This is a genomic window from Methylobacterium mesophilicum (assembly GCF_036441335.1).
Taxonomy (GTDB): domain Bacteria; phylum Pseudomonadota; class Alphaproteobacteria; order Rhizobiales; family Beijerinckiaceae; genus Methylobacterium; species Methylobacterium mesophilicum_B.
Window position 1 is genome coordinate 183,669 of the sequence record NZ_MLBW01000005.1, and the last position, 21,306, is coordinate 204,974.

20 protein-coding genes are annotated in these 21,306 nt (G+C 67.4%); 5 read left to right on the top strand and 15 right to left on the bottom strand.

The genetic code is table 11. The features are described 5' to 3' along the window. Positions 1-111: 111 nt before the first annotated feature. From MMR14E_RS03895 to MMR14E_RS03930, 8 genes are read right to left on the bottom strand one after another with little or no spacing between them, the layout of a single operon-like run. On the bottom strand, positions 112-591 hold the full coding sequence (locus MMR14E_RS03895) for a hypothetical protein (RefSeq protein WP_331312894.1): 480 nt from the start codon (positions 589-591) through the stop codon (positions 112-114). Then, positions 588-1,241 (bottom strand): type II secretion system protein GspM, encoded by a 654-nt coding sequence (gene gspM / locus MMR14E_RS03900; protein WP_331312895.1) that lies wholly within the window; start codon positions 1,239-1,241, stop codon positions 588-590. Before gspM ends, MMR14E_RS03895 begins: the two co-directional genes overlap by 4 nt. Beyond that, positions 1,238-2,311 carry a hypothetical protein gene (locus MMR14E_RS03905; RefSeq protein ID WP_331312896.1) on the bottom strand — a complete coding sequence of 358 codons (1,074 nt, stop codon included), beginning with the start codon at positions 2,309-2,311 and terminating at the stop codon, positions 1,238-1,240. The genes gspM and MMR14E_RS03905 overlap by 4 nt, the downstream gene beginning before the upstream one ends. Then, the gene (locus MMR14E_RS03910; protein WP_331312897.1) at positions 2,302-2,979 is read right to left on the bottom strand and encodes a prepilin-type N-terminal cleavage/methylation domain-containing protein; all 678 of its coding nucleotides are present in this window, start codon (positions 2,977-2,979) and stop codon (positions 2,302-2,304) included. The genes MMR14E_RS03905 and MMR14E_RS03910 overlap by 10 nt, the downstream gene beginning before the upstream one ends. Further along, on the bottom strand, positions 2,976-3,383 hold the full coding sequence (locus MMR14E_RS03915) for a hypothetical protein (RefSeq protein ID WP_331312898.1): 408 nt from the start codon (positions 3,381-3,383) through the stop codon (positions 2,976-2,978). Before MMR14E_RS03915 ends, MMR14E_RS03910 begins: the two co-directional genes overlap by 4 nt. Beyond that, positions 3,373-3,849 carry a prepilin-type N-terminal cleavage/methylation domain-containing protein gene (locus MMR14E_RS03920; protein WP_331312899.1) on the bottom strand — a complete coding sequence of 159 codons (477 nt, stop codon included), beginning with the start codon at positions 3,847-3,849 and terminating at the stop codon, positions 3,373-3,375. The genes MMR14E_RS03915 and MMR14E_RS03920 overlap by 11 nt, the downstream gene beginning before the upstream one ends. Next, on the bottom strand, positions 3,846-5,087 hold the full coding sequence (locus tag MMR14E_RS03925; RefSeq protein WP_331312900.1) for a type II secretion system F family protein: 1,242 nt from the start codon (positions 5,085-5,087) through the stop codon (positions 3,846-3,848). The genes MMR14E_RS03920 and MMR14E_RS03925 overlap by 4 nt, the downstream gene beginning before the upstream one ends. Positions 5,088-5,100: 13 nt before the next feature. After that, on the bottom strand, positions 5,101-6,945 hold the full coding sequence (locus MMR14E_RS03930) for a GspE/PulE family protein (RefSeq protein WP_331312901.1): 1,845 nt from the start codon (positions 6,943-6,945) through the stop codon (positions 5,101-5,103). Positions 6,946-7,099: 154 nt separating this feature from the next. On the opposite strand from MMR14E_RS03930, the gene gspD reads away from it, so the two are divergent. Then, positions 7,100-9,271: a type II secretion system secretin GspD gene (gspD, locus tag MMR14E_RS03935; protein WP_331312902.1), complete on the top strand. Its 2,172-nt coding sequence runs from the start codon at positions 7,100-7,102 to the stop codon at positions 9,269-9,271. 131 nt (positions 9,272-9,402) lie between these two features. Here the strand turns inward: gspD and MMR14E_RS03940 are convergent, their stop codons facing one another. Both MMR14E_RS03940 and gspG read right to left on the bottom strand, forming a co-directional pair. Then, positions 9,403-10,074, bottom strand: coding sequence for a hypothetical protein (locus tag MMR14E_RS03940; RefSeq protein ID WP_331312903.1), 672 nt, complete (start codon positions 10,072-10,074; stop codon positions 9,403-9,405). A gap of 93 nt (positions 10,075-10,167) precedes the next feature. Beyond that, positions 10,168-10,659, bottom strand: a complete 492-nt coding sequence (gspG, locus tag MMR14E_RS03945) for a type II secretion system major pseudopilin GspG (protein ID WP_331312904.1) — start codon at positions 10,657-10,659, stop codon at positions 10,168-10,170. A 47-nt stretch (positions 10,660-10,706) separates the two neighbouring features. Between gspG and MMR14E_RS03950 the strand changes: the two genes are divergently transcribed. Beyond that, positions 10,707-11,300 (top strand): prepilin peptidase, encoded by a 594-nt coding sequence (locus MMR14E_RS03950; protein ID WP_331312905.1) that lies wholly within the window; start codon positions 10,707-10,709, stop codon positions 11,298-11,300. A 123-nt stretch (positions 11,301-11,423) separates the two neighbouring features. On the opposite strand, the gene MMR14E_RS03955 is transcribed toward MMR14E_RS03950, so the two are convergent. Together MMR14E_RS03955 and MMR14E_RS03960 are read right to left on the bottom strand one after the other, a co-directional pair. Next, positions 11,424-12,308: a peptidylprolyl isomerase gene (locus MMR14E_RS03955; protein WP_331312906.1), complete on the bottom strand. Its 885-nt coding sequence runs from the start codon at positions 12,306-12,308 to the stop codon at positions 11,424-11,426. Positions 12,309-12,404: 96 nt separating this feature from the next. Continuing rightward, complete coding sequence (locus MMR14E_RS03960; RefSeq protein WP_331312907.1) at positions 12,405-13,547, bottom strand: glycerophosphodiester phosphodiesterase family protein; 1,143 nt, start codon at positions 13,545-13,547, stop codon at positions 12,405-12,407. A gap of 1,040 nt (positions 13,548-14,587) precedes the next feature. On the opposite strand from MMR14E_RS03960, the gene MMR14E_RS03965 reads away from it, so the two are divergent. The 3 genes from MMR14E_RS03965 (at position 14,588) to MMR14E_RS03975 (ending at position 19,016) form a co-directional block, all read left to right on the top strand. Then, positions 14,588-16,939, top strand: coding sequence for a TonB-dependent receptor (locus tag MMR14E_RS03965; RefSeq protein ID WP_331312908.1), 2,352 nt, complete (start codon positions 14,588-14,590; stop codon positions 16,937-16,939). A 44-nt stretch (positions 16,940-16,983) separates the two neighbouring features. Continuing rightward, the gene (locus MMR14E_RS03970; protein ID WP_331312909.1) at positions 16,984-17,772 is read left to right on the top strand and encodes a DUF1868 domain-containing protein; all 789 of its coding nucleotides are present in this window, start codon (positions 16,984-16,986) and stop codon (positions 17,770-17,772) included. A gap of 110 nt (positions 17,773-17,882) precedes the next feature. Beyond that, positions 17,883-19,016: a LacI family DNA-binding transcriptional regulator gene (locus MMR14E_RS03975; RefSeq protein WP_331312910.1), complete on the top strand. Its 1,134-nt coding sequence runs from the start codon at positions 17,883-17,885 to the stop codon at positions 19,014-19,016. 99 nt (positions 19,017-19,115) lie between these two features. On the opposite strand, the gene MMR14E_RS03980 is transcribed toward MMR14E_RS03975, so the two are convergent. The 3 genes from MMR14E_RS03980 to MMR14E_RS03990 are packed head-to-tail and all read right to left on the bottom strand — an operon-like array spanning position 19,116 to position 21,042. Continuing rightward, entirely contained in the window at positions 19,116-19,940 is an 825-nt protein-coding gene (locus MMR14E_RS03980) for an energy transducer TonB (RefSeq protein ID WP_331312911.1), read from the bottom strand. Continuing rightward, positions 19,937-20,407 carry a biopolymer transporter ExbD gene (locus tag MMR14E_RS03985; protein WP_331312912.1) on the bottom strand — a complete coding sequence of 157 codons (471 nt, stop codon included), beginning with the start codon at positions 20,405-20,407 and terminating at the stop codon, positions 19,937-19,939. The genes MMR14E_RS03980 and MMR14E_RS03985 overlap by 4 nt, the downstream gene beginning before the upstream one ends. A 2-nt stretch (positions 20,408-20,409) precedes the next feature. Then, positions 20,410-21,042 (bottom strand): MotA/TolQ/ExbB proton channel family protein, encoded by a 633-nt coding sequence (locus tag MMR14E_RS03990; protein WP_331312913.1) that lies wholly within the window; start codon positions 21,040-21,042, stop codon positions 20,410-20,412. Positions 21,043-21,306 lie beyond the last annotated feature (264 nt).

The window sequence follows — 21,306 nt, forward strand, 5'->3', positions numbered from 1 at the left end:
CGCGCAGCGCGCCATAAAGCAACATTCTGCGTGCTGCCCTTTCCACAGAAGAGCAGCACGCTCAGGTCGTTTCGGCACGGGGTGCGCTTCGGTCAAGGCGGGGCGACGCCGTCAGTTCAGGGTCAGGACGCGCCGGCCGGATCCCAGGTCCAGTTCCACCGAGCGGTGTCCGATCCGCCGCACGGTCCAGCTCGTGTCTTGCACCTTTGCGCCGACACGGACGCGCACGATCCGATGGTCCTCCAGCTCGACCACGGCGATCCCGGTTTCGCCTGTCGGCTCGGAGAGGATGATCCCGACGAGCCGGGCCGGTTCGGACCCGTTGTCTCGACGCTGCACCGGTGCCGCGGACGTGCTGGGTTTCTGCGGCGGCCGGAACAGGCGGATACCCGGATCGTCGCGGATGCGATCGACGATCTTCGCTCGCAGACCGACAGCATGAGCCGCCGCGGTCGGTTCGGGGAGGCTTTTCTCGCTTCCGTTCACACCGCTCGATGCCGGGTCATGAACCAGGAGGCAGGCGCCGGCCAGCAGCAGATTCAGGGCCAGACATATCGGGATGGCTGCCCGGTGACGGAGGTGCGGAATCATGGCAGCCGGTCCGGGGCCGGATTGCGGGCCTCGGATGGCTGCCGAGCCGGGGAGGGTGCTCTCCCCCCAGGGGCGTAGATGCGCACCGCGAGGACGAGCGTCATCGAGCCGTCATTCGCCGATGCTGGCTCACCCGAGCCGGGCCCCTGGGTCGGACCGATCTGGACCTCGTCCAGAAGCAGGGGAGGCACGGCCGATTCCAGCGCGTTGATGACGCGGCCGACATGCGACGCGGGAATTGTGAGCTTGATCGAGGCCCGGACGGCGGTCACGGCTTCACCGATCTGAGACGGGAGCAACCGGGTCCACTCGACTTGGACGGCGGGCGTGCCGCTGTCGGCTCCCAGGGTCCGGAGCCGTGATTGGATCAGGGCCTGGGCGGCCGCCGGATCCGCGGCGAGGATGTTGGGTGCCTCGCCGTCTCGAGCATCTCCGGGCGACGGGCGCCCGTGCGCGTCCTGATCCAGGACGGTCTTGAGGCGCGCGACGTCCTCAGTGAGCGCATCGATGCTCGCCGTCCGATCCCGATAACCGGACAGGATTGCCGCGCACGATCCAGCGGCCGATGCCAGGGCCAGAGCCGCAAGGCCGAGGCTGAGCGGCCTTCGCCACCGGTCAGGCATCGCCGCGAAGGTGATCCCGGAGGTCATCGGCGCGGCCGCCTGTCGTTCGGGATCCAGCCGGCGAGCGCGAACACGACGGAGTACAGCCGCGGCCCGCCCGCCGACGCGGCGTCGGCCGCGATCTCCCGGGTCTGGAACAGACCCGTGGGCGCCAGGACGCCGGCAATATCGAGATCCGCAGCGCCGGCGACGACCAGCGTGCCTTCGGCCCGGTCGCGGCTGAACGCGATCTCGCGGATGCGGGTGTCCGCCGGCAGAGCGGACGCAAGGACCTCCAGGGCCCTGGAGACGCTCTGACGTGCGTCGAACTGCGCCGCGATGGTCCGCAGCGACTCGCGCGCCTCAGTCGCCTTCCTGCCCAGGGCCGCCTTCTGCCGCAGGGCGCGGGTCAGCCGCTCCTGCTCGGCCTCCAAGCCGGCGATTCGATCGGACTGACGCCCCGACACGAGCGCGTGCAGGGTCGCGACCTCCGCCACGGCGAGCGCACCGAGTCCGAGCAGCCATCGCTGCCGCCGCAGCATCGCCGAGCGCTTGGCCGTCGGCCGCGCGATTTCGAAGGCCGGGTCGCCGAGTCGAAGGGCGTCCGGCGTGAGATCCTTCAGATCTGCGAGGGCCGCGATCCGATCATCGACTGCGCGGCGCGCGACGCACCGGATCTCGATCCGGATCGTCGCGGAACCCGGACCCGAACGGCTCTCCGGGATCGGCCGCGCGAGCGCGTAGACGTCCCCCTCCGAGAACGGCGTCCACGTCTCCAGGTTCATGCGCAAGGCCGCGGCGAGTTCAGTCGCCACGGCTTGCGGCACATCGAGCCTGCGTCGCATGACCGCCTGCGTCTCGATCAGCAGGCTGATGAGCCGCAGGCGGTCGGGCTGGGCCGATTCGAGAGGCACGCCGTCGACCACGAAGCCTCGGTCCCGATCGCCCGTGATGAGGACGGGATCACCGTGGTCGAGCAGCTTGGCAAGACGGGCTCGGTGTTCGGGGCTGAGATACGACAGGATATCGTTCCACCAGACGGCAGCCAGAGCCATCCCCTCACGCGCCGCCGCGGCAGCGCGCAGCGCGACCGGGCGCGCCAGATCGCTCACTGCCATTGCAGACATCCTTTCAGGGAAGGCTGACGCGCGCAGATCCGGGGCAGCAGGGGTCTTACATGCGCCACGCGGGTGAAGCGGCGCCCCGTGACGGCGTCGGTCGTGCTCACCTCGATCAGCGACAGGGACTCTGTCGGGCCGGACCAGCGGTCCTGCCAGAGCGTAGCCCCGCTCCCGGTTGTGCCACCGTACCGGAGCCGCAGGGTTTGCGCGCCGAGGACGGGCTCGCTCTCCAGGGTGCCTCCGGGGCTGCGCCAGCGCAGGACGATCGTCTCCTGCCCATCCGCCGCGCTCTCCTGCGCGAGGGTGAAGGGAATCCTGTCGGAGAGCCCGAGGATCGCCGGCCCCCGGGACCAGATCGTGATCGCGTCCTCCGTGCCCGAGATGGATGGCGGCACCGCGCTCGACCGGATCGCGGCGCCGCCCGTCGGCGGCGCGCCCGCCGCCGCTGGTTCCACCCGCGCCTCGTACGCCGTCGTTGCCAGGAGCGTGTCGACGAGCGTGAAGAGCGAGACCGTCCCGTCGATCGTCCGGGCCTGTCCGGCGAGGCGCCCGTCAAGGTCGAAGGCGTCGCGCACGACGTGACCGAGGCTCGCCACGATGAGCGCCGCCACGACGAGCGCCACGAGCACCTCGATCAGGGTGAAACCGGCTCGCAACCGCTTCATCGGCGCGCTCCGCTGAACAGGACCAGGGTGTCGAGGGTGACTGAGGGCCCATGGCCCAGCTGGACGGAGACCGAGAGGCGCGCCGGGATCAGAACGGGCTCCTGAGCCGGTCCGGTCCTATTGTCCCGAAGCGGAACCGCGAGAGGCGCCGTCTCGACCGTCCACCGCGCTCCGTCATCCGCGCCTTCCCGAACGCCGAAGCGACCGCGGAACGTGGCCTTCTCTTCGGCCAGGAGGGACTCGGCCCGCAGGAGCGCGGTGATGCGGTCGTTCATCCGCATCGTCCGGGTGACGGCGCCGGAGATGATCGCGGTGACGGGCGGCAGGGCCAGGGCGAGCAGGGCCATCGCGGCGACCGCCTCGATCAGGGAGAACCCGGGCGCTGTCGAACGGCTAGGGCGCATCGGTGACCGCCCCGGTAAGCCAGGAGATGCGGAGCGTCCGGGTCGGTGCGTCGCGACCTGCGATCGCCAGGCGGAGCACGCCGCCCGTGCCGGTTCCGTCCGGCAGGAACATGAGCGCCTGCTCGTCCGCCGGCCCGGCCTCGCGGATCGTCGTCACGGACAGCGTCAAGGCAGGGTCAAGCTGGACGCGGTGCCGTGTGCCGGGGATCGTTATGGCACCCGCCTCCGCAAACCGAACCAGACTCGGCCGGCCGTCGCGGACGGCGAGAGCCTGGGCGCGGACGACGAGGGCCTCGATCGTTCGGGCGGACCGGGCGACGAGGCTGCGTTCCCGCAGCGGTCGCGCGGCGACGCCGGCGACCGCTGCGGCGCCGGCGAGAACGGCCAGCACGACGACCATCTCGATGAGCGTGAAGCCGGGTGCGGAGAAGCTGCGCGCCCGGTCGCCGTGACGGTCCACGCTCATCGCAGCGCCACCTCGTTGAGGCCGATGATCGCGCTCATGAGGGAGAGGACGATGAAGCCGACCAGGAGGCCGAGGGTGACCGTGACCGTGGGCGTCACCAGGCCCGTCAGCACGCGCAGCTGCTGCCGCGTGCGCTCGTCGAGCAGATCCGCCACGTGCGCGAGGAGGGCGGGGAGGCGTCCAGTCTGCTCGCCGATCCGGGCGAAGCGCGACAGCTCCCGCGGCAGGCTCGGCAGGTTCAGAGCGAGGGCCTCGCTCAGGGAGCAGCCTTCGGCGAGCCTGCGCTCCAGCCCGGCGGCCCGGTGCCGAACCGGTTGCAGCGACACCGCGTCCACGGCGAGCCGGACGGCCCGGCCGAGCGGGACGCCACCGCCGATCTGGGCGCCGAGCGACCGCGCGAACTGAGCCGCATCCCCGGCCAGGAGCAGCGCGCCGATCACGGGAATGCGAAGGCGCAGGCGGTCGAAGGCCGGCCGCGCCGCCGGATGTAGGACCAGGACGAGGACGACGGCCACCATCAGCAGAAGCCCGGCGACGATCTCGACGGCGTAGCTGCGGAAAGCCCGGCTCGCCGCGAGCACCATCTGCGCGGAGATCGGTAGCTCGCCGCTGCGGTCGCCGATCACCTCGTCGATGGCGGGGACCACGACCTGCAGGAGGATCGCGATCACCACGACGGCCGTGACCACGACGAAGCTCGGGTAGATCAGAGCCGAGCGGATCTCACCCTTCAGGCGCTGCTGCCGGACCAGCCGTTCGGCGAGCTTGGCCAGCGCCTCTGCGAGTTCGCCCGACCGTTCGCCCGCCTCGATCATCGACAGGGCGGCGGGGGGCAGCCGCGGCATGTGCGCCCGGAGCGCGTCGTGCACGGTGCTGCCGCGTTTCAGGTCGTCCCGGATCGCGACCGTCGACCGGCCGAGCTTCGTACCGTTGCGGCCGTCCGCCGAGATGTCGACCGCCTGCGCGATGGTGAGACCGACATCCAGGCACCGCGCCCACTCGGCAGCCAGGACCTGAATGTCCCGCGCCGTCGGGCTCCAGCGCCGCGCGGCCGACGGTGGACGGTCAGTCCCTCGGCGCCCCGTCTCGACGCTGTCCCGCTCAGCGACCGCGAGGTCGATGATGGTGAGCCCCTGCGCTGAGAGGCTGAGCTGGGCCGCCCGCCTGCTCTCGGCCTCGATAGATCCGGAGCGCACCGTGTTGGTGGCGTCGAGGGCCTTGAAGCGGAAATCCTGCACCGTCGGCTCTCGCTCAGGCCGCCTGACCGAACACGCGTTCGATCTCGCTCAGGGTGCTCGCACCCGTGGTGAGGAGATCGGCGGCGTTCTCGATCAGGACGCGCATCCCGAATCCGCGCGCGACCGCTTCGAGACGTGTCGCATCGCTGCCTTTGGCGATCTCGGCGCGGACGGCCTCGTTGACGGACAGGAATTCCGTCACCGCGACGCGCCCGGCGTAACCGGAGCCATCGCACCGTTCGCAACCCTGCGCCGCGCAGCCGAGCACCGGCTCGTCGCAGCGCAGACCGAGAGCGGCCAGGCGGTGTGCCGGCAGCGGTACGCGGTCCCCGCGGCATGATGGGCAGATCCGACGCAGGAGCCGCTGCGCCATGACGGCGCGAATGGTCGAGGACAGGAGATACGGCTCTACCCCCATATCGACCAAGCGTGGGATCGCGGCCGCCGCCGAGCCGGTGTGGATGCTTGCCAGCACCAAGTGTCCGGTCATCGCGGCGCGCGCCGCGATCGTCGCCGTCTCGGCATCGCGGATCTCGCCGATCAGCACCACATCGGGATCCTGACGCAGCACGGCGCGCAGGGCGCGCGGGAAATCGAGGCCGATCCGCGCATTGATCTCGATCTGGGTGATCTGGTCGTCGAGCTGATACTCGACGGGATCCTCGATCGTGACGATGTTGCGGTCGGCGCGCGCGATCGAGCGGAGCGCGGCGTAGAGCGTCGTCGTCTTTCCTGAGCCTGTCGGGCCGGTCATGAGCACGAGGCCGTTCGGCTGCGCGAGGGCCGTTCCCAGGTCGGCGAGGAACGTGCGCGAGACGCCCAGACCCTCGAGATCCACCGACAGGTTGGAGCGATCGAGGATGCGCAGCACGATCCCCTCGCCGGTGATGTGCGGCATCGTCGCGGCGCGCAGGTTGACCTCTCGCCCCGCCACGACGGCGCGGGCGCTGCCGTCCTGCGGCAGCCGCCGTTCGGCGATGTCGAGACCACTCATGATCTTCAGCCGCGAGACGACGGCCTCGTAGAGGTCGACCGGCGGCGGCGCGATGTCGTGCAGCAGACCGTCGACGCGCAGGCGCGCCCGCGGCCCGCGCCGGCTGAGGCTGAGGTGAAGGTCGGAAGCGCGCCGCTCAACGCCGCGGGTGAGCAGGTCCTGCACGAGGCGGATGACCGGAGCGTCACTTGCGAGATCGCGCAGCCTGTCGACATCGTGGCTGAAGACGTCGCCGCCGGCGGCGGCAGGCCCATCCGCGCTCGGCCGCGGCGCGTAGAGGGTTTCGAGGGCGTGACGGAGATCCCGCGGCCGTCCAACGCGTGGCCGGATCTTGCGGCCCGTCTTCACCGCGACGGCGGCCACGGTGAACCGATCCAGCGGATCCAGAATGGCGAGATCGAGCCCCGTATCCGTGGCTTCGATCGGGACGACCTCGGCGCTCCTCAGGAACGCCGGCGACAGGACGTCTTCGAGGATCGGGGCCTTGGGATAATCGGTCTCCGCCGCGCAGGGGAGACCGGCGACCTGGGCCCAGGTCCGCGCGAACGCGTCGTCGTCGAGGAGCCCCAGTTCGTTGAGGACGCGGTCGAGCCGCCGATCCTCGGCCTGAGCCACGCGCTCGGCACGCTCCAAGATGGCCCGGTCGACCGTCTCGGACGCGAGCAGGCGATCGACGAACTGGCCGAGCATGGCCTCGGCGGACGGCATCGTTCCGTCGGACATCGGCGGCGGGCCGCTAGCTTCGGCTGAGGCATCCGGCCGGCCGCCGCGCCGTTGCGCGGTGCTGCCGAACCTGTGCTCCATGAGCCACGATCTGCATCGGGCTGTTCCCCACAAATCAGCCTGTGGATCAGCACGTAGCAAACCGCGGGGCGAGATGATAGCGCTCGCCGCTCAGTATTTCTCTTGCTATCCCACAGAAAAAGTCGGCATCCGCCCCGGACGGCAGACCGATCTATGCCTTATAGCCGGCTATAGAGTGGATTTTATGCGTTGCGCGAGTCGATTTCGTCTATGGATGTCCGCACTAGCTGCGATCTATTCAGGTTTTATCGGCTACTCGGGTCCCCTCGGAGCGCAGCAGCCGTCCGAAGAGGCGTTATTCCTGAGCGGATCGGCGCCGGACTTCACCCTCGCTCGCCCGGACGAGCGCGGCTCGTTCGCGACGCGGCGGCCGGCGGCACGGGGTTTCGTCGATTGGGGCAGGCCGCCGGCCGTCATGACAGGCGGCGGCGATCCGCGCGCCGTCGAGGTCGCTGCCGGCGGATCGGACATCCGCCTGAACTTCGTCAACGTCGACTTGCAGGACTTCGCCCGTACCGTCTTCGAGGAGGTGCTCCACGAGGACGTGATCATCGATCCGGCCTTGAGCGGGCGCATCACGGTGCGCACGAACAATCCCGTTTCGAAGAAGACCGTACTCACGCTCGTGCGGGAAGCTTTGGCCAGTGCCGGCGCCACCCTGAGTCGGCCTGCCAACGTCTGGCGCATCGGTCCGCCGCCGGGCAACGCGACGCCGCGCGAGCTCGTGCGCGTCATCCCGCTCCGGTTCATCAACGTCGCGGACGCCAAGCAGGCGCTTCAGCCCTTCGTCGGCGGCGGTGCGGCCGACGTGCTCGCCAGCGGCACGGGAAAGTTCCTGATCCTGGCCGGCCGCGCTCTCGATATCGAGACTGTCGAGCGGGCGGTGGCGGCGCTCGACGTCGACGAACTGCGCGCCCGCGCCTACGCCCTCATTCCCCTGCGGCGGGCGAGCGCCGCGCCGGTGGCTCAGGATCTGGTGCGCATGCTCGGACCCGAAGGGACCGCGCAGGGCGTGGTCATCTTCCCCGTCGAGCGCATGAACGCCGTGATGGTCGCCGCCTTCGATCCCGGCATGCTCGCGCGCGTGCGGCACTGGACGGCCAGTCTCGACCAGAGCGGGCAGGATCAGCGCCGCATCCACGTCTACCCGGTGAAGAATCGCCGCGCTGCGGAACTGACCCGGTTGCTGGACGGGATGCTTCAGGGCCAGATCCACGCGGATGCCGGCCAGCCCGGCATCCCCGGCCTCGGGCCGCAACAGGGCATGTTCGGCACCACGCCCAACACTGCGCCCGCGCTCGACATGACCCTCGGCCAGAAGACGGTCAACACGAAACCCGAGGCATCCTTCGGCTCGGTGGCGACCGGCCAGGGATCGGATCCGTCGCGCGACACCAGCGGCAATGCCTACGGAGCGGGCGGACGTGGTTCGAGTGGTTCGAGTGCCTCGCGCGAAGCACGGGGCCCAAACGGGATCGAGGTGCGGGCCGACGTCACGACAAACTCGCTGGTCATCGTCTGCCGCCCCGAGGACTATGCCGTCACGGCAGCCACCATCCGCCGGCTCGACGTCCTGCCGACGCAGGTCATGATCGAGGCGACCATCCTCGAGGTCCGCCTGAACGACACGTTGCGTCACGGCGTGCGCTGGTTCCTGAGAAGCCGCGGGCACGGTCTCAAACGCGACGAAGCCGAACAGTCGGGGGGAACCATTGCGGGCAGCGACCCGGTAGACCTCACCTACGCGTTCGGCATCCACAGCGCCCGCGTCGTGGTCTCCGCCCTCGAGAGTGTCACGGACGTCGAGATCATCTCGTCGCCGGCCCTGACCGTCCTCGACAACCAGATGGCCGTCCTGAAGGTCGGGGATCAGGTTCCCCTGGCGACGCGGTCTTCGCGCAGCGTCACCACGGTCGACGCGCCTCTCGTCAACGACATCGAGATGAAGGACACCGGCGTCATCCTGCAGGTCACGCCCCGGGTGAACGCGGGCGGCCTCGTGACCCTCGACGTCAAGCAGGAGGCCAGCGACGTCGTGCCGACGACGTCGTCCAAGCTCGATTCGCCGACCATCCGCCTGCGTCAGGTCATGAGCACCGTCGCGGTGAAGAGCGGCGAGGAAATCATGCTGGGCGGCATCATTCAGCGCAACAGGGAATGGGAGAACGACGGCATCCCGATCCTCAAGGACATCCCCGTTCTCGGCAAGGCCTTCACCAGCAATGCCGAAAACATGCGCGGGCGGACTGAGTTGATCGTGATCATCCGCCCGACGATCATGAAGAATCCGACCGAGGTCCGCGCGGTGACGGATGTCATCAAGCAGCGCATCGCCCGGCGCCATCCGCACCCGGCAGCCGAAGCCGGCGCTGACGTCGTGCCCTGATGCGGGCCCGATCGGGGATCATGCGTGGTGGCGCGGCGCCCGGTCGAAAGGCTACCTCTTCCAGGCCGCGAGGGTGCAGCAGGCGTTTCGCGAGGAGCTCTCGCTCCCTGGGCGCGTCGATCGCCGCTGCGTCACTCGTCCGGGACGCTCTGGCCACCCTCGAGGATGAGATCCGCTCGGTCGAGAATGACGAAGCGGCGGCGGCCGGCATCGACCAGGACCGTCTCGGCCCGCGCACGGATCTGTCCGGCGAGCCAGGCGCGGATCGTGACGATGGAGGTCGCGCCGCCGGCGACGGCGGGCTTCGCCGCCGCACCGCCCTCCTGCTCGCTTCCTTTGCGGCCGCCGTACACCGTCAGCTGATCGCGCAAGAGGGCGCCGCGATATCCGGCCCGTTCCGACAACGGCAGGATCAGGTCCGGTGTCGCGGGCACGCGGCCGAGCCGCCGGCTCGCCGAAACGGCGCTGAGCGCGGCCGTGCCGACGGACGGGCCGAGCAACCGATCGAGCAGACTGGCCAGGACGCGCGGCTCCGCAAGTTCGAGGTCGAGCTTGCCGCGCTCCGGGCGGATCTCGATGACGAGGTCGCGATCTGCGAAGTGCCAGGGCGCGCGTCCATCCCGGTCCAGGACCGCCTCGAGCGGATCGTCCGGACTCAGGAGGCTCAGAAGGCCCCGCGCCACGGCCGCATCGAGCAGATATCCCTCCTGCGCGCGCCGTTCGCGGGCCTCCGCCTGTGCCCTGCGGGCCTCGACCTGCGGGATGATCGCCACGCCGACGGCCGCGAAGGTCGCGACCGTCACGAGGACAAGCGGCAGGGCGAAACCCCGCGCTCCCCGGATAGAGGATCCCCGGATAGATATGGGTCTGCCCATCTGTCGCGGGTGCCGCGGCCGTCAGCGGCCGCCCGCGAGCGCTTCGGTGCGGTCGTCCGCGCGTCCGCTCGGCCCCAGGGACGTGATCTCGTAAGGCTCGCCGTTCCGCCCCGGCACACGATAGACGTAGGAGCGGCCCCACGGGTCCTTGGGCACGGTCGCGCCCTTCACGTAGGGACCGTTCCAACCGCTGACCTCCGGCGGTCGATGGAGCAGGGCGTCCAAGCCCTCCTCGGGCGTCGGATAGCGGCCTGCATCGAGATAGAATACGTCGAGCGCCTCTCCAAGGTTGTGGATCTGGACCTTGGCGGTCTTGCCGCGCGCGTCGCCGAGAACTTTCAAGACCTGCGGTCCGACGAGGCCCATGAGCAGACCGATGATCGCGAGAACCACCAGGATCTCGACCAGCGAGAAGCCGCGCCGCAGGCGCCGAGATCGATGCGATGCTTCGACGAGGCCGATCCAGGTGCGCGTGACGCAGGCATAACCGTTGACGATGTGCTGGGTCAGCATCGGTTGTTTCTCCGGGCCATCGATCGGGTTTCGAGGAGGTCGAGGACGTGCGCCCTACAAGTCTGGCGCCGCGTGCGCCGAAGGATCTGCGCCGGCCAGCGGCTGCGGCGGCCCTGATTGCGGCCGCCGCGACTCACATCGCCGGCTGCGCTGCGCCGACATGTATCATCGGCGCAGCCCTCGCGGCAGTCACATATCGCATCATGCTGATCGACTTGAAGCTGTGCGTCATCGATCGCCGTGACATTTTCTGTTTATCTGCCGTCGGTATAATAGATGCTACAATATATTCGAGCGATTTTCTGAAAGATTTGTTGTGTTCTATTACATCAAGCGCCTCGTTTGTGGCGATTTTGATCCTGGTCCAGCGTGCCTACCGGCAGGTCAGGCATGTCGACGGGATCGGATCGGGCGACATCGAACTCGTCGCGGCGGAAGGCTTCCTGCTCGGCGTCGATGACGTGGCCGCATCGCTCTGGTTGGGCGCTGTCCTCACTCTGGGCTTCGTTCTGCTCCGCCTTGCCCATCGTCCGTCGCGGCGCGTCTCGCGGATGCGGGCTCCGTATGGCTGCTTCCTCGCCGCGGCGATGCTGCTCATCTGGCTGTTCCGGGCGATGACCACGGGGCGTGCCCTCTCCTGATCGCGGCGTTCCACGAGCCTCCGCGTGGCGTTGGAAGCGGCCGGAGCGATCGCCTTTGAACACCGACGAGGCCTGCGCATCGTCCATGTCTATGAAGACCGAAGCCACGCTCGAGCGGATGCTCTAGCGCCGTCCGTCGGCCGAGCGCTGATCCGGCCGTGTCGCCGCGGCCTGCACCGTGGCCTCGACGGCCCGGGCGAAGCGCTCGCCACGGAGGGCCTCTTCGGCCAGGAAGCGGACGCGTTCCGGGCGCGATGGACTACGCTGCTCCAGGCGGATCAGGTGGTAGCCCTGCGGTCCACGCACGGGCGCGCTGACCTGTCCCTCGGCGAGCTTGCGCACGATCGGGAAGAAGACATCGTCCATGTACACGCCGAAGATCGACGACAACATGCCGCCCTCGGCGGCGGTCGACCGGTCTTCGGATTCGGCCACCGCGAGGCTCTGGAACGATTCGCCGTTCTCAAGCCGGCCGCGGAGCATCTGAGCCCGCTGCAGAGCCTCCGAGTCGGATCGATTCGCATGATCCGGCGTCTCACCGACCGCGACGAAGATATGGCTCATCCGGTACTCGTCATAGAGATCCGGCTGTTCCCTGATGCGTGCATCGATCTCGTCGTCGGAGATGCGGATCCGGGCGGCGATCGCCTGACGCTGAGCCTCGGCGAGCACCAGCGTCTCGGCGGCCGCGAGTTCGACGGCGACGTGCTGAGCGCCGTCCAAGCCATCGCGGCGCGCAGCCCGCGCAAGGGCCGCGAGGCGGTCGGCGCCGGCCGCCTCGTCGGCCGTCGGCGGGTGCCGGGCATAGACGGGCGGCGCCTTCAGAATCCAGGACAGGTCCGGCTGGTGCCGATAAACCTCGATCAGGCGTGCACGGATCGCATCGGCCGACGGGGCGGTGGACCGGTCGGTGGACAGGGCGGCCGACGGCGGATCGGCCCTGACGGGATCAAGGGCGGTCACTGAGAGCAGCAGGCCGATGGAGAAGGACAGTCTGGGAATCATCATGGCCGATCGCCGATCCGCAACGGTTTCGATGCTGACCGGGGCCGTGCGAGAACGGCCCCGGCCCCGCTCGTTCAAATGTTCGAAGCGATCCGCGCCTTACTCCTGATCGTAGATATCCGGATCGGTATCGGTGGTATCGTCCTTCGAGGCCTTCTGAGAACTGTCTGCTGTCGTCGAATTGACCTTCGCATCCGCCGGAATGGTGGATTCATCCATGTTGGCCACCGAGCCGGTATGCGACTTGCGGCGGCTGTTCGTCGACAGCGTCGCCACGACGGTCCGCGGATCGTCCGTGGTGATGAGGCCGTAGCCCTGGTCCATCAGATAGGCGATGTCGCCACGCTTGTCGGCCGTGTCCTTGACCGTCTTTCCGGACGCGAGATCCTTGCCGTTGTAGTATAGATCCGAAAGCGTATAGCAACAGGCCCCGTAGTTCCTGTAAAACTGACCGGTTCCGGGACCGTCGGGAATCGCCTGGAACACGCCGATGCGCTGGCCGGCCGATTTGGCGTTGTCCAGCTGGCCTTGCAGCAGCCCGTCCTTCTCCTTGACGTTGATCTCGATCGTCTTCACGCTCTTCTGCCAGTCGGCGCGGACAGACGGCACATTGATCTTGCCGAGCATGTTGGTTGTGAAGACCGGAATAGCCGTGATCTTGGGAGCATCTTTCGAGAACGAGTCCGGCGACGTGTAGAGGGTGGCGTTGACCTTCACGGCCACGACGGTGCCGGGCTGTGCGTAGGTTTTCGCCGCGAGATCATTGATGGCTTTGACGGAGGCGGCATCTTTGGTGTCAAAAATCATCGGTACGGTATAGCCGCTATTTTTATGGGTATTGAAGATCTCGGATACGCTGGGAACGTAAAACGCCGAGACGTCGCTGCGGTCCGGGTAAAGCAGTCGGAGGCTTTCGATCAGGCCCTTCCACGGCAGCTTGCTGACCGCTGGGTTGTGTCCGGTGTTGTTGCTGGGATTGTACTTGTTCTGTCCGTATATATAGACGTTGGTCGTGCGGCCCAGATTGAAATCGTGCATGAGAATCGGAACCGCGTCCGAAGTCATCTTCACATCCAGTTCGACGCCGTCAAAACAGGCCGAGTTCGCGAGGTAAAGAGAACCGGTAGAATTCTCAGGCACCTTCGACGTGCCGCCGGACGTGCTGACGTACTTGCCCCAATAGCCGCGATGCGCCAGCACGAGAGTATCGGAGGTCGAGGACGTGTTCAGGATCTCCTTCATCCGCTGCGATCCGGAGACCGAACAGTCAGCCGCGAAGACCGTTTGCGAAGAGAGGAGCATGGCTGCGCCTGCCGCGGCGCCCAAGCTGTATCGAACAGCATTGAATATCGCTGTCATATCGATGATCCCGCCAGTGAGATGTTGATCAAACAAAAGTCATCGGGTTCAGCTGTGAAACTGGACGCGAAGCCGTGACAGGCCGCTGTTGGAACGTTCCAAAACGACGGCGCGTTCTAGATCGGATCCTCGGAAAAGTCTACACATTCGGAAAGATTTTCGGTATTAGCCGGCTCTAGATTTATTATTGATACAGAGATTTTCAGCATTCTAAGTAAAGAGATTTCAAAACGACAAAATATGAGGAAGAGTCGCCGCGATGATCGAATGGCGTTCGATACACTTAGTGAACCGAAGTTTCGCGAGCCTCGTGTCGTCATACGACAGGCTTGCGGGGCTACGAGGAAGGCGAGCCTTGACCGATCGACTTACGATCGTGGCGCGGTTGGCAGAGTGGTTGTTTCCTGTAACCACATCTTCGGGCTTGAAGCTCGGCGAAAACATTGGAAGTTCCGGGCAACAGGTATGTCGTAGAGAAGGGGGATTGTTACGCGCCCATCACGAGGACTCCGCTGTGCCGTCCGAAGCTGAATCGCCCCACTGGAGTGCTGCTCTGATATTCTGTTAAGGAGAACCGGAGCTGCGGGCCGACACGGAACCTGCAAGGCATGTCGCGCTGACCTGCCGCGATGGCCTCTGATCAGGCTTTTTCAGTCTTTGACCGAACCGTGAGAGATCGGCCAACTGACAACGTAGCACTCACGGCCGGACGGCGCCGATCCTCGTGCTCGACGAACGTTGTCACAAAAGCTAACAGTTCACCTGCTACCTGTTGGAACGTTCTAAATGAGCGCGTAGGATCGTTCGAGCGCGGCTGAGTCGCTTCGACGCGACCATTGATCCTGGAATGACTTGCGCGGGGCGGACTGGAGAAAGACGTGCTGGACGAAATTAGAACGTTCCATATAGGTGTCTTCGGTGTGATGGCGGCCACATTGACACTCCAGGGTTCTGCCTTCGGGCAGGGCGTCAACGATCTCGGCACCGTCTCAGTAGAGGCGGCTGCCAACCAGGGCGGCCGCGGCGATCGAGGCACGCCGCTGTTGTCCGAGCAGAACGGGACCGTCGCGGCCTCCGCGCTCCGCCAGGACGACATCGCCCGCCAGCCGAGCACCCAGAATGTCGCCCAGCAGATCGGCGGCGTGACGGGCGTGAATTCCTACTCGCGCGACGCGTCCGGCCTGTTCGGCGGCGGATACTCGATCCGCGGCTTCGACAGCACCCAGATCGGCCTCTCCCTCAACGGCGTGCCGCTCAACGATTCCGGCACCTTCGCGGTCCTGCCGCAGATCTACACGGATGCGGAGAACCTCTGCGCGGTCGAGGTTCAGCAGGGGACCAGCGCCGGCTCCATCGCCGAGCAGGGCGCCATCGGCGGTCAGGTGAAGATGCAGCAATGCGCCCCGACCGACAAACCCGGGACCACCGTGTCGCAATCGGTCGGGTCTTACAACAATTTCAAGACTTTCCTGCGGGCCAATACGGGCGCGATGTTCGACGACGCGATGAAGGGCTACGTCTCCTATTCGCACGCGCAATCCGACTATTTCGCCGGTCCCGGAGGCGCTGACCGGCACCACGTCGACAGCCGCTTCGATTTGAAACTCGAAGGGGGCGGCAGCCTGAGCTTCACGAGCTTCTACAACCACTTCGAGAACACGTACATTCGGCCGATCTCCCAGGCGCAGTATCGCACCTACGGCTACCGGAACGGCTGGCTGACGGTGCCACCGACGATCCTGACCGGCCCGCGCGCCGTGTTCAATGCGACGACCGCGGCCGTGCCCTACACCCCGTTCAATGTCGGCTACGGCCCCTACCAGTGGGAGCCGGGTCGGCACGCCTTCGCGTCGGTCGACGGCAAGTTCCCGCTGACCGACACCATCGACCTGAAAGTGACGCCCTACTTCCTGCATCAGGAGTCCGGGAGCACGAGCGAGACCGTGCTGCAGGAGGGCGGCTACCGCAACAGGTTCATGGCCGGCCCGATCGGCGCGTTCACGGCCTATGGTACGGCCAGCACGAACGCCCTGCTGGTCCAGATGAGCCAGAGCAATTTCGACCGGGTCGGCAACACCGCGACCCTGACCGGCCACTTCGGAGACCACACGATCACCGGCGGCCTCTGGGGCGAGTATACCCATCAGCACCAGCTGAATCCGTTCCAGCAGATCGATCCGTTCAGCAATTCGATCGCCGATATCTTCTTCCAGTCGCACCTGCTCCGCGGCTACGGCGGCCGGATCGTGACGAACCGTGATTGGGTGACGGATTACTACAACAGCGCCCTGTCGCTGGCCGATAGCATCGCGCTGCTCGACGACAGGCTGCACATCGACATCTCGGGGAAGGAGCGGCTCTATGCCCGGACCTTCCACAACCTGCCCGCTGGCAGCAGCGGCGTGCAGGACGCCTATCTCGACTACAAGGTGAAGCGTAACTACGCGTTCTTCCTGCCGTCGTTCGGAGTGCGTTACGATCTCGACGCGGCGGACCAGATCTTCTTCAACGTGTCCGCGGGCGCCCGCGTCCCGCCGAACCTCGCCGACGGGCGTCATGTCAACCCCGCGACCAACACCGTCACGGTGGACGAACTGAAGCCCGAGCGGTCGCTCAGCTTCGACACCGGCTACCGCTACAAGGGCGATGTGTTCGACTTCAACGCCACCGCGTTCCTGATCAAGTACAGTGACCGGATCGCCGTCACGATCAAGAACAACGATCTCCTGAGCAGCAAATACACGAATATCGGCAGCACCACGGCGGTCGGGACCGAGCTCGAGGTCGGCACCAAGCCCTACGAGGGTTGGAGCGTCCTGCTCTCGCAGGCGATCAACGACGACACCCTCGACACGAACCTCAGGGTCGAGGACGGCAGCCGGGCGCTGCCCACCAAGGGCAAGCAGTACTTCAACGCTCCGAAATACATCACCAACGCGACGCTGCTGTACGAGGACGGACCGTTCTCGGCTTTTGCCCGGGCCAAGTACACCAGCTCCGTCTTCGCGACGCTCACCAACGACATCCGCCTGCCGGGCTACACCACCGTGGACCTGGGCCTCGCCTACAAGCTCAAGGGGACGGCGTTCCTCGACGGGATACCGGGGGCGCAGGACGGCACCGTCAAGCTCAACCTGACCAACGTGCTCAACGCCAAGTACCTGTATATCAATCCCGGCAACAGTACGGGCATCCAGATCACCTCGGCCGGTACGCCGACCTTCTATCTCGGGGCGCCCTTCTCGGTGGTCGCCAGCCTCAGCCTGGACTTCTAGTCATGCGCCGTGACCCTCTCTCCTCATCGACGTCAGGCCTGAGGATGACGCGCCGGCACGCTCTCCGCCTCTCCGCGACCGCGGCCATCGGCTGCCTGACCGGATGGCCGGAGGCCGTCGCCGGCAACGATCCTGAGCGGCCATTCCCCTGGATCGGCAAGAAGTTCGCGGCCGATGGCCGGGTCCTGCCGTTTCCGGGCAACACCATCATCTGCCCGATCGGGTCGGAGCATCCCGCCATGGCCCCGCTCCAGGCCTTCCGCGCCGCCCTCGAAGCAGAGCCTTACGCCCACAAATTCACCTTCACGCCGCCCTCCAGCTACCACATGACGGTGTTCGAAGGGGTTGTGGACGCGGAGCGCAGGCCGGGCTTCTGGCCTTCGGATCTCAGCCCCGATGCCCCGCTCGAAGCCTGCGACCGCCTCTTCCTGCAGAAGCTCGAAGCCTTCGATCTCGGCGGCGCGCCGCGTTTCCGGATGCGGGTCATGGAAGGCCCGGGCAATGTCGAGATGCGGCCCGGCGCGGGGATCTACCTGATGCCGGTCGACGACGAGGAGGATCGCAGGCTGCGCCAGCTGCGCGACCGGCTGGCCGATGTGCTCAAGCTGCGCCAGCCGAATCACCGAGCCTACAAGTTCCACACCACCCAGACCTACGCGATCGCCCCGCTCACCGAGGCGGAAACGGCGCGCTACCGCGCCGTTCGCCGCGCGTCGCTGGAGCGTCTCGCCGCGGCGATGCCCGTGCTCGAACTCGGTGCCCCGGCGTTCTGCGTGTTCAAGGATATGTTCGCGTTCAATCCGAGGCTTTATCTCCGGCCCGTCGAGCTTTAGCCTGGGAGATCGGTAGTAACAGTGCTTGGATACCCGGGCGTGACTCGGCACTCGGCCTCCCGAGAGGCCTGTCGAGGCCGCTGACCGGGGCGTGGGTGACGATGGGTCAGATGACGATCAAGGACGTCGCGCGGCGGGCCGGCGTGAGCTTCCAGACCGTGTCCCTGGTCCTGAACCATCCCGAGAAGGTCGCCCGGACCACGCGCGAGACCATCGAGGCCGCCATGCGCGACCTGGACTTCGTGCCGAGCCTCGCGGCCCGCTCGCTGCGCAAGAAGCCGAGCCGGAGCATCGCCTGCGTGTTCTCCGTGGGCGCCCAACCCTACGACGATACATCCGGTCTGATGCAGGAGACCCACCAGGGTCTCGTGCTTCAGACCTTCGCGGCCGTGACCGACCAGCACGGCTACACCCTGACCCATCGGCGCTGGAACAGCGACGACCCGGACGGGCTCACCCGAATCTCGAGCCTCGTCAGCGAGGCCCGGGTCGACGGCATCGTGGTCTTCGCCGATCGGAGAAACGACCCGCTGATCGCGATGCTGCAGGCCAAACGCTTCCCCTTCGTGGTGTTCGGCCTCGACGTGCCGGGCACGCACTTCGCCGTGCGGGCCGAGCGCGACGCGGTCTACGAGGCCGTGCGCTACCTCGCGCAGACGGGCAGCCGGGCGATCTGCTTCTTCAAGGGCGAGCGCGACGGGCGGCGGCTGCGCACCGTGACCGAACGGCTGCGCGGCTATCGCGAGGCGCTGGCGGAGGCGGGGCTGCCGCCCTGCGACGACCTCGTCGTCCCCTGTGACTGGAACTCCGAGAGCGGCTACCGGGTGACGCTGGATCTTCTGGACCGCTCGGCCAAGCCGGACGCGATCGTGTCGGACGCGATCGTGCCGGACGCGATCGTCGCGGCCAACGACCGGGTGGCGTTCGGCGTGCTGAAGGCGCTGCACGACCGCGGCGTGCGGGTGCCCGACGATATCCGCGTCGTCGGCTTCGACAATTTCGTGCAGGGGGCCTACACGATCCCGAGCCTGACCTCGATCGAGGTGCCGACTCTCGAGATGGTTCGGTTCGCCTTCGCGACCCTGGTCGAGGTGATCGAGGGCGCGCGCGCGCCGGGCGACCTGGCGCAGAGGCTGTTTTCCGCCCGCCTCGTGATCCGCGACTCGACTGGTCAGGTGCGCAGTGACGCTGTCGATCGCCCCAGCGCCGGACGGATCACAGCCCGTCGCGACGGCGCGTCGTGATACGCCGGCGATCCGGCTGATCGATCGCATCTGTGACGGAAGCCCGGCCTGACCCGAAGCGATCAGCCGGGCTTCCGATGGGATGCGCAGCCCTTCGCCTCATCGCTTCAGGGTGAAGTCGATGGCGATGCGGCCGCCGAAATGTCCCCCCGGCGGTGGCGGCAGGCTGGCTGAACGCACCGCCTGCACGGCGGCCTGATCCAGGGCCGCATCCCCCGCCGACCGCGCGACGGACGCGGACAAGACACGGCCGGACGGACCGACCAGGAAGGTCACGAGGACGACGCCGGATGCGTGCCGGTCGCGGGCCGCCGCCGGATAGGCCTTGTGCCGGTTGATCTCGGCTTTCAGCTTGGCGCCGTAATCGGCAAGCGACTGGCTGGCATTGGCCTGCACGCCGCGCTCGGCACCCGAATGTCCCCTGTGCTGCGCCACGCTCGCCGCGCTCGGCTTATCGGCCTTCGGCGGCGCCTTGGGCTTCGGCAGTACCTTGGGCTTCGGCACCGGGCGAGGTTCCGGTGGCTTCCGCACTTCCGGCGGCCTGGGCGGTTCCGGCTTGCGCACCGGAATCGCCAGAGCGGTCGGATCCTCCCTGACGGGCGCCTCCTCGATCACCGGCGGGGGCTCAGGCTCCTTCGGCGGTTCGAGAACCTCGGGCTCCGGCGGGGGCGCCATCTCGGCTGCGCTCTGCGTCTCCGCCGCAGTGTCGGTGGTCGCGTCGCCCTGCGCGACGACGCTGAGTTCGAGGGTCTCGACGGCCGGTGGCGCGATCGGCTGCGGTTGCGGTCCCGATCCGACGAACAGCAGCGCGTGGACCGCCAGCGCCACCACCAGCGCCGCGCCGCGTACCAGCGCCTTCGAATCCGCCTGCCGCGGCAGGGACAGGGCGAAGGAATCGCCCCCGGTCAGCACCATCGTGCTCATGGCGCGGCACTCCCGGCCGCGGCGGGTGCGCGCCCCGCGTCGGCGGACCGGTCCGCGCCGCCCTTCGTGGTGATGATGGCGATGTGGGTCATGCCGTTCCGCGCGAGGAGGTCCATCACCTTGACGACGTCACCGTAGGCGGCCTCCTTGTCCCCCCGGAGATGGATCACCCGCGACAGGTCGTTCTCGACCGCCGCGACCACGGCCGGGACGAGCTTGTCCGGCTCGATCTCGTCCTTGCCGATGAACAGCTTGCCGTCCTTGCCGACGGCGATCACGGCCGGTTCCTTCGGGTCGATCGGCTTGGCGACCTGCGCCTGGGGCAGGTTGACCTTCATGGCCGTGGTCATCAGCGGCGCCGTGACCATGAACACGATCAGGAGGACCAGCATCACGTCGATCAGCGGGGTGACGTTGATGTCGGCGGAGGGCCGGTAAGGCCCGCCGGAATTGGTCGAGAAGGCCATCGTCAGGCCTCCTTCACGGTGAGGCGGCCCTTGGCGATCAGGTCGACCGAGAGCGCTTCGATGAGATGAGCCAGCGTCTGGGACAGCTTGCCCAGGATCGCGCCGAGCCGGCTGTAGGCGACGGCGGCCGGGATCGCGGCGATCAGCCCGATGGCCGTCGTGGCGAGCGCCTCGGCGATGCCGGGAGCCACGACCGCGAGGCTGGTGTCGTTCGAGGCGGCGATGCTGATGAAGCTGCTCATGATGCCCCAGACCGTCCCGAGCAGCCCGACGAACGGGGACACCGAGGCGATCACCGCGAGGTTGGAGAATCCGCCCTCGGTGGCGATCATGGTCTGCGTGGCGGCGCCGTTCATCGCCTCGATGGTGCGCCGGCGGATGTCCCCGACGCTTTCGTCGGGCAGCGTGACGGCCGCCGCCCGCGTCCCGGCGTCCAGGACCGGCCTCAGGAACTTGGAGACGGTGCCCTTCTCCAGGGCCTTCAGCGACCGGCGGAGCCGGAAGGTGGTGTAGATGCCTTCGGCGATCAGCGCCCAGCACCACACCGATGCGGCGGCGAGCGTGATGATCACAGCCTTCCCGACCGGTCCGGCCTGGAAGAACATGGCTGACGGCGACAGGCTTGCTGGGTCCATCGTACGATCCCCGGTTTTTACGTTCGTGGCTAAATTGTGTGGTCCGTCCGGTCCACGGACTATTGGAACGTTCTATTAAGGCGAGAAACGGGCATTCCTGCGGCAAAAATCCGGCGGCGCTCCCGGATTTTGCAGCGCGTCATGCCGGATCGAGGCGGAAGCGCGTCGGCCCGCCGTCACACAAGCGTAGCCGGGTCGTCTCATGGTGCGTCGTGCCGAGAACCGATCCGCGGGGCCGGAAACCGCAGATGGATCGAGAATGTG

What these genes read in the sequence shown, in the direction of transcription:
- MMR14E_RS03895 (WP_331312894.1), bottom strand. Translation starts at nt 591, where the DNA reads ATGATTCCGCACCTCCGTCACCGGGCAGCCATCCCGATATGTCTGGCC.
- gspM (WP_331312895.1), bottom strand. Translation starts at nt 1,241, where the DNA reads ATGACCTCCGGGATCACCTTCGCGGCGATGCCTGACCGGTGGCGAAGG.
- MMR14E_RS03905 (WP_331312896.1), bottom strand. Translation starts at nt 2,311, where the DNA reads ATGGCAGTGAGCGATCTGGCGCGCCCGGTCGCGCTGCGCGCTGCCGCG.
- MMR14E_RS03910 (WP_331312897.1), bottom strand. Translation starts at nt 2,979, where the DNA reads ATGAAGCGGTTGCGAGCCGGTTTCACCCTGATCGAGGTGCTCGTGGCG.
- MMR14E_RS03915 (WP_331312898.1), bottom strand. Translation starts at nt 3,383, where the DNA reads ATGCGCCCTAGCCGTTCGACAGCGCCCGGGTTCTCCCTGATCGAGGCG.
- MMR14E_RS03920 (WP_331312899.1), bottom strand. Translation starts at nt 3,849, where the DNA reads ATGAGCGTGGACCGTCACGGCGACCGGGCGCGCAGCTTCTCCGCACCC.
- gspD (WP_331312902.1), top strand. Translation starts at nt 7,100, where the DNA reads ATGTCCGCACTAGCTGCGATCTATTCAGGTTTTATCGGCTACTCGGGT.
- gspG (WP_331312904.1), bottom strand. Translation starts at nt 10,659, where the DNA reads ATGCTGACCCAGCACATCGTCAACGGTTATGCCTGCGTCACGCGCACC.
- MMR14E_RS03955 (WP_331312906.1), bottom strand. Translation starts at nt 12,308, where the DNA reads ATGATGATTCCCAGACTGTCCTTCTCCATCGGCCTGCTGCTCTCAGTG.
- MMR14E_RS03960 (WP_331312907.1), bottom strand. Translation starts at nt 13,547, where the DNA reads ATGAAGGAGATCCTGAACACGTCCTCGACCTCCGATACTCTCGTGCTG.
- MMR14E_RS03965 (WP_331312908.1), top strand. Translation starts at nt 14,588, where the DNA reads ATGGCGGCCACATTGACACTCCAGGGTTCTGCCTTCGGGCAGGGCGTC.
- MMR14E_RS03970 (WP_331312909.1), top strand. Translation starts at nt 16,984, where the DNA reads ATGACGCGCCGGCACGCTCTCCGCCTCTCCGCGACCGCGGCCATCGGC.
- MMR14E_RS03975 (WP_331312910.1), top strand. Translation starts at nt 17,883, where the DNA reads ATGACGATCAAGGACGTCGCGCGGCGGGCCGGCGTGAGCTTCCAGACC.
- MMR14E_RS03980 (WP_331312911.1), bottom strand. Translation starts at nt 19,940, where the DNA reads ATGAGCACGATGGTGCTGACCGGGGGCGATTCCTTCGCCCTGTCCCTG.
- MMR14E_RS03985 (WP_331312912.1), bottom strand. Translation starts at nt 20,407, where the DNA reads ATGGCCTTCTCGACCAATTCCGGCGGGCCTTACCGGCCCTCCGCCGAC.
- MMR14E_RS03990 (WP_331312913.1), bottom strand. Translation starts at nt 21,042, where the DNA reads ATGGACCCAGCAAGCCTGTCGCCGTCAGCCATGTTCTTCCAGGCCGGA.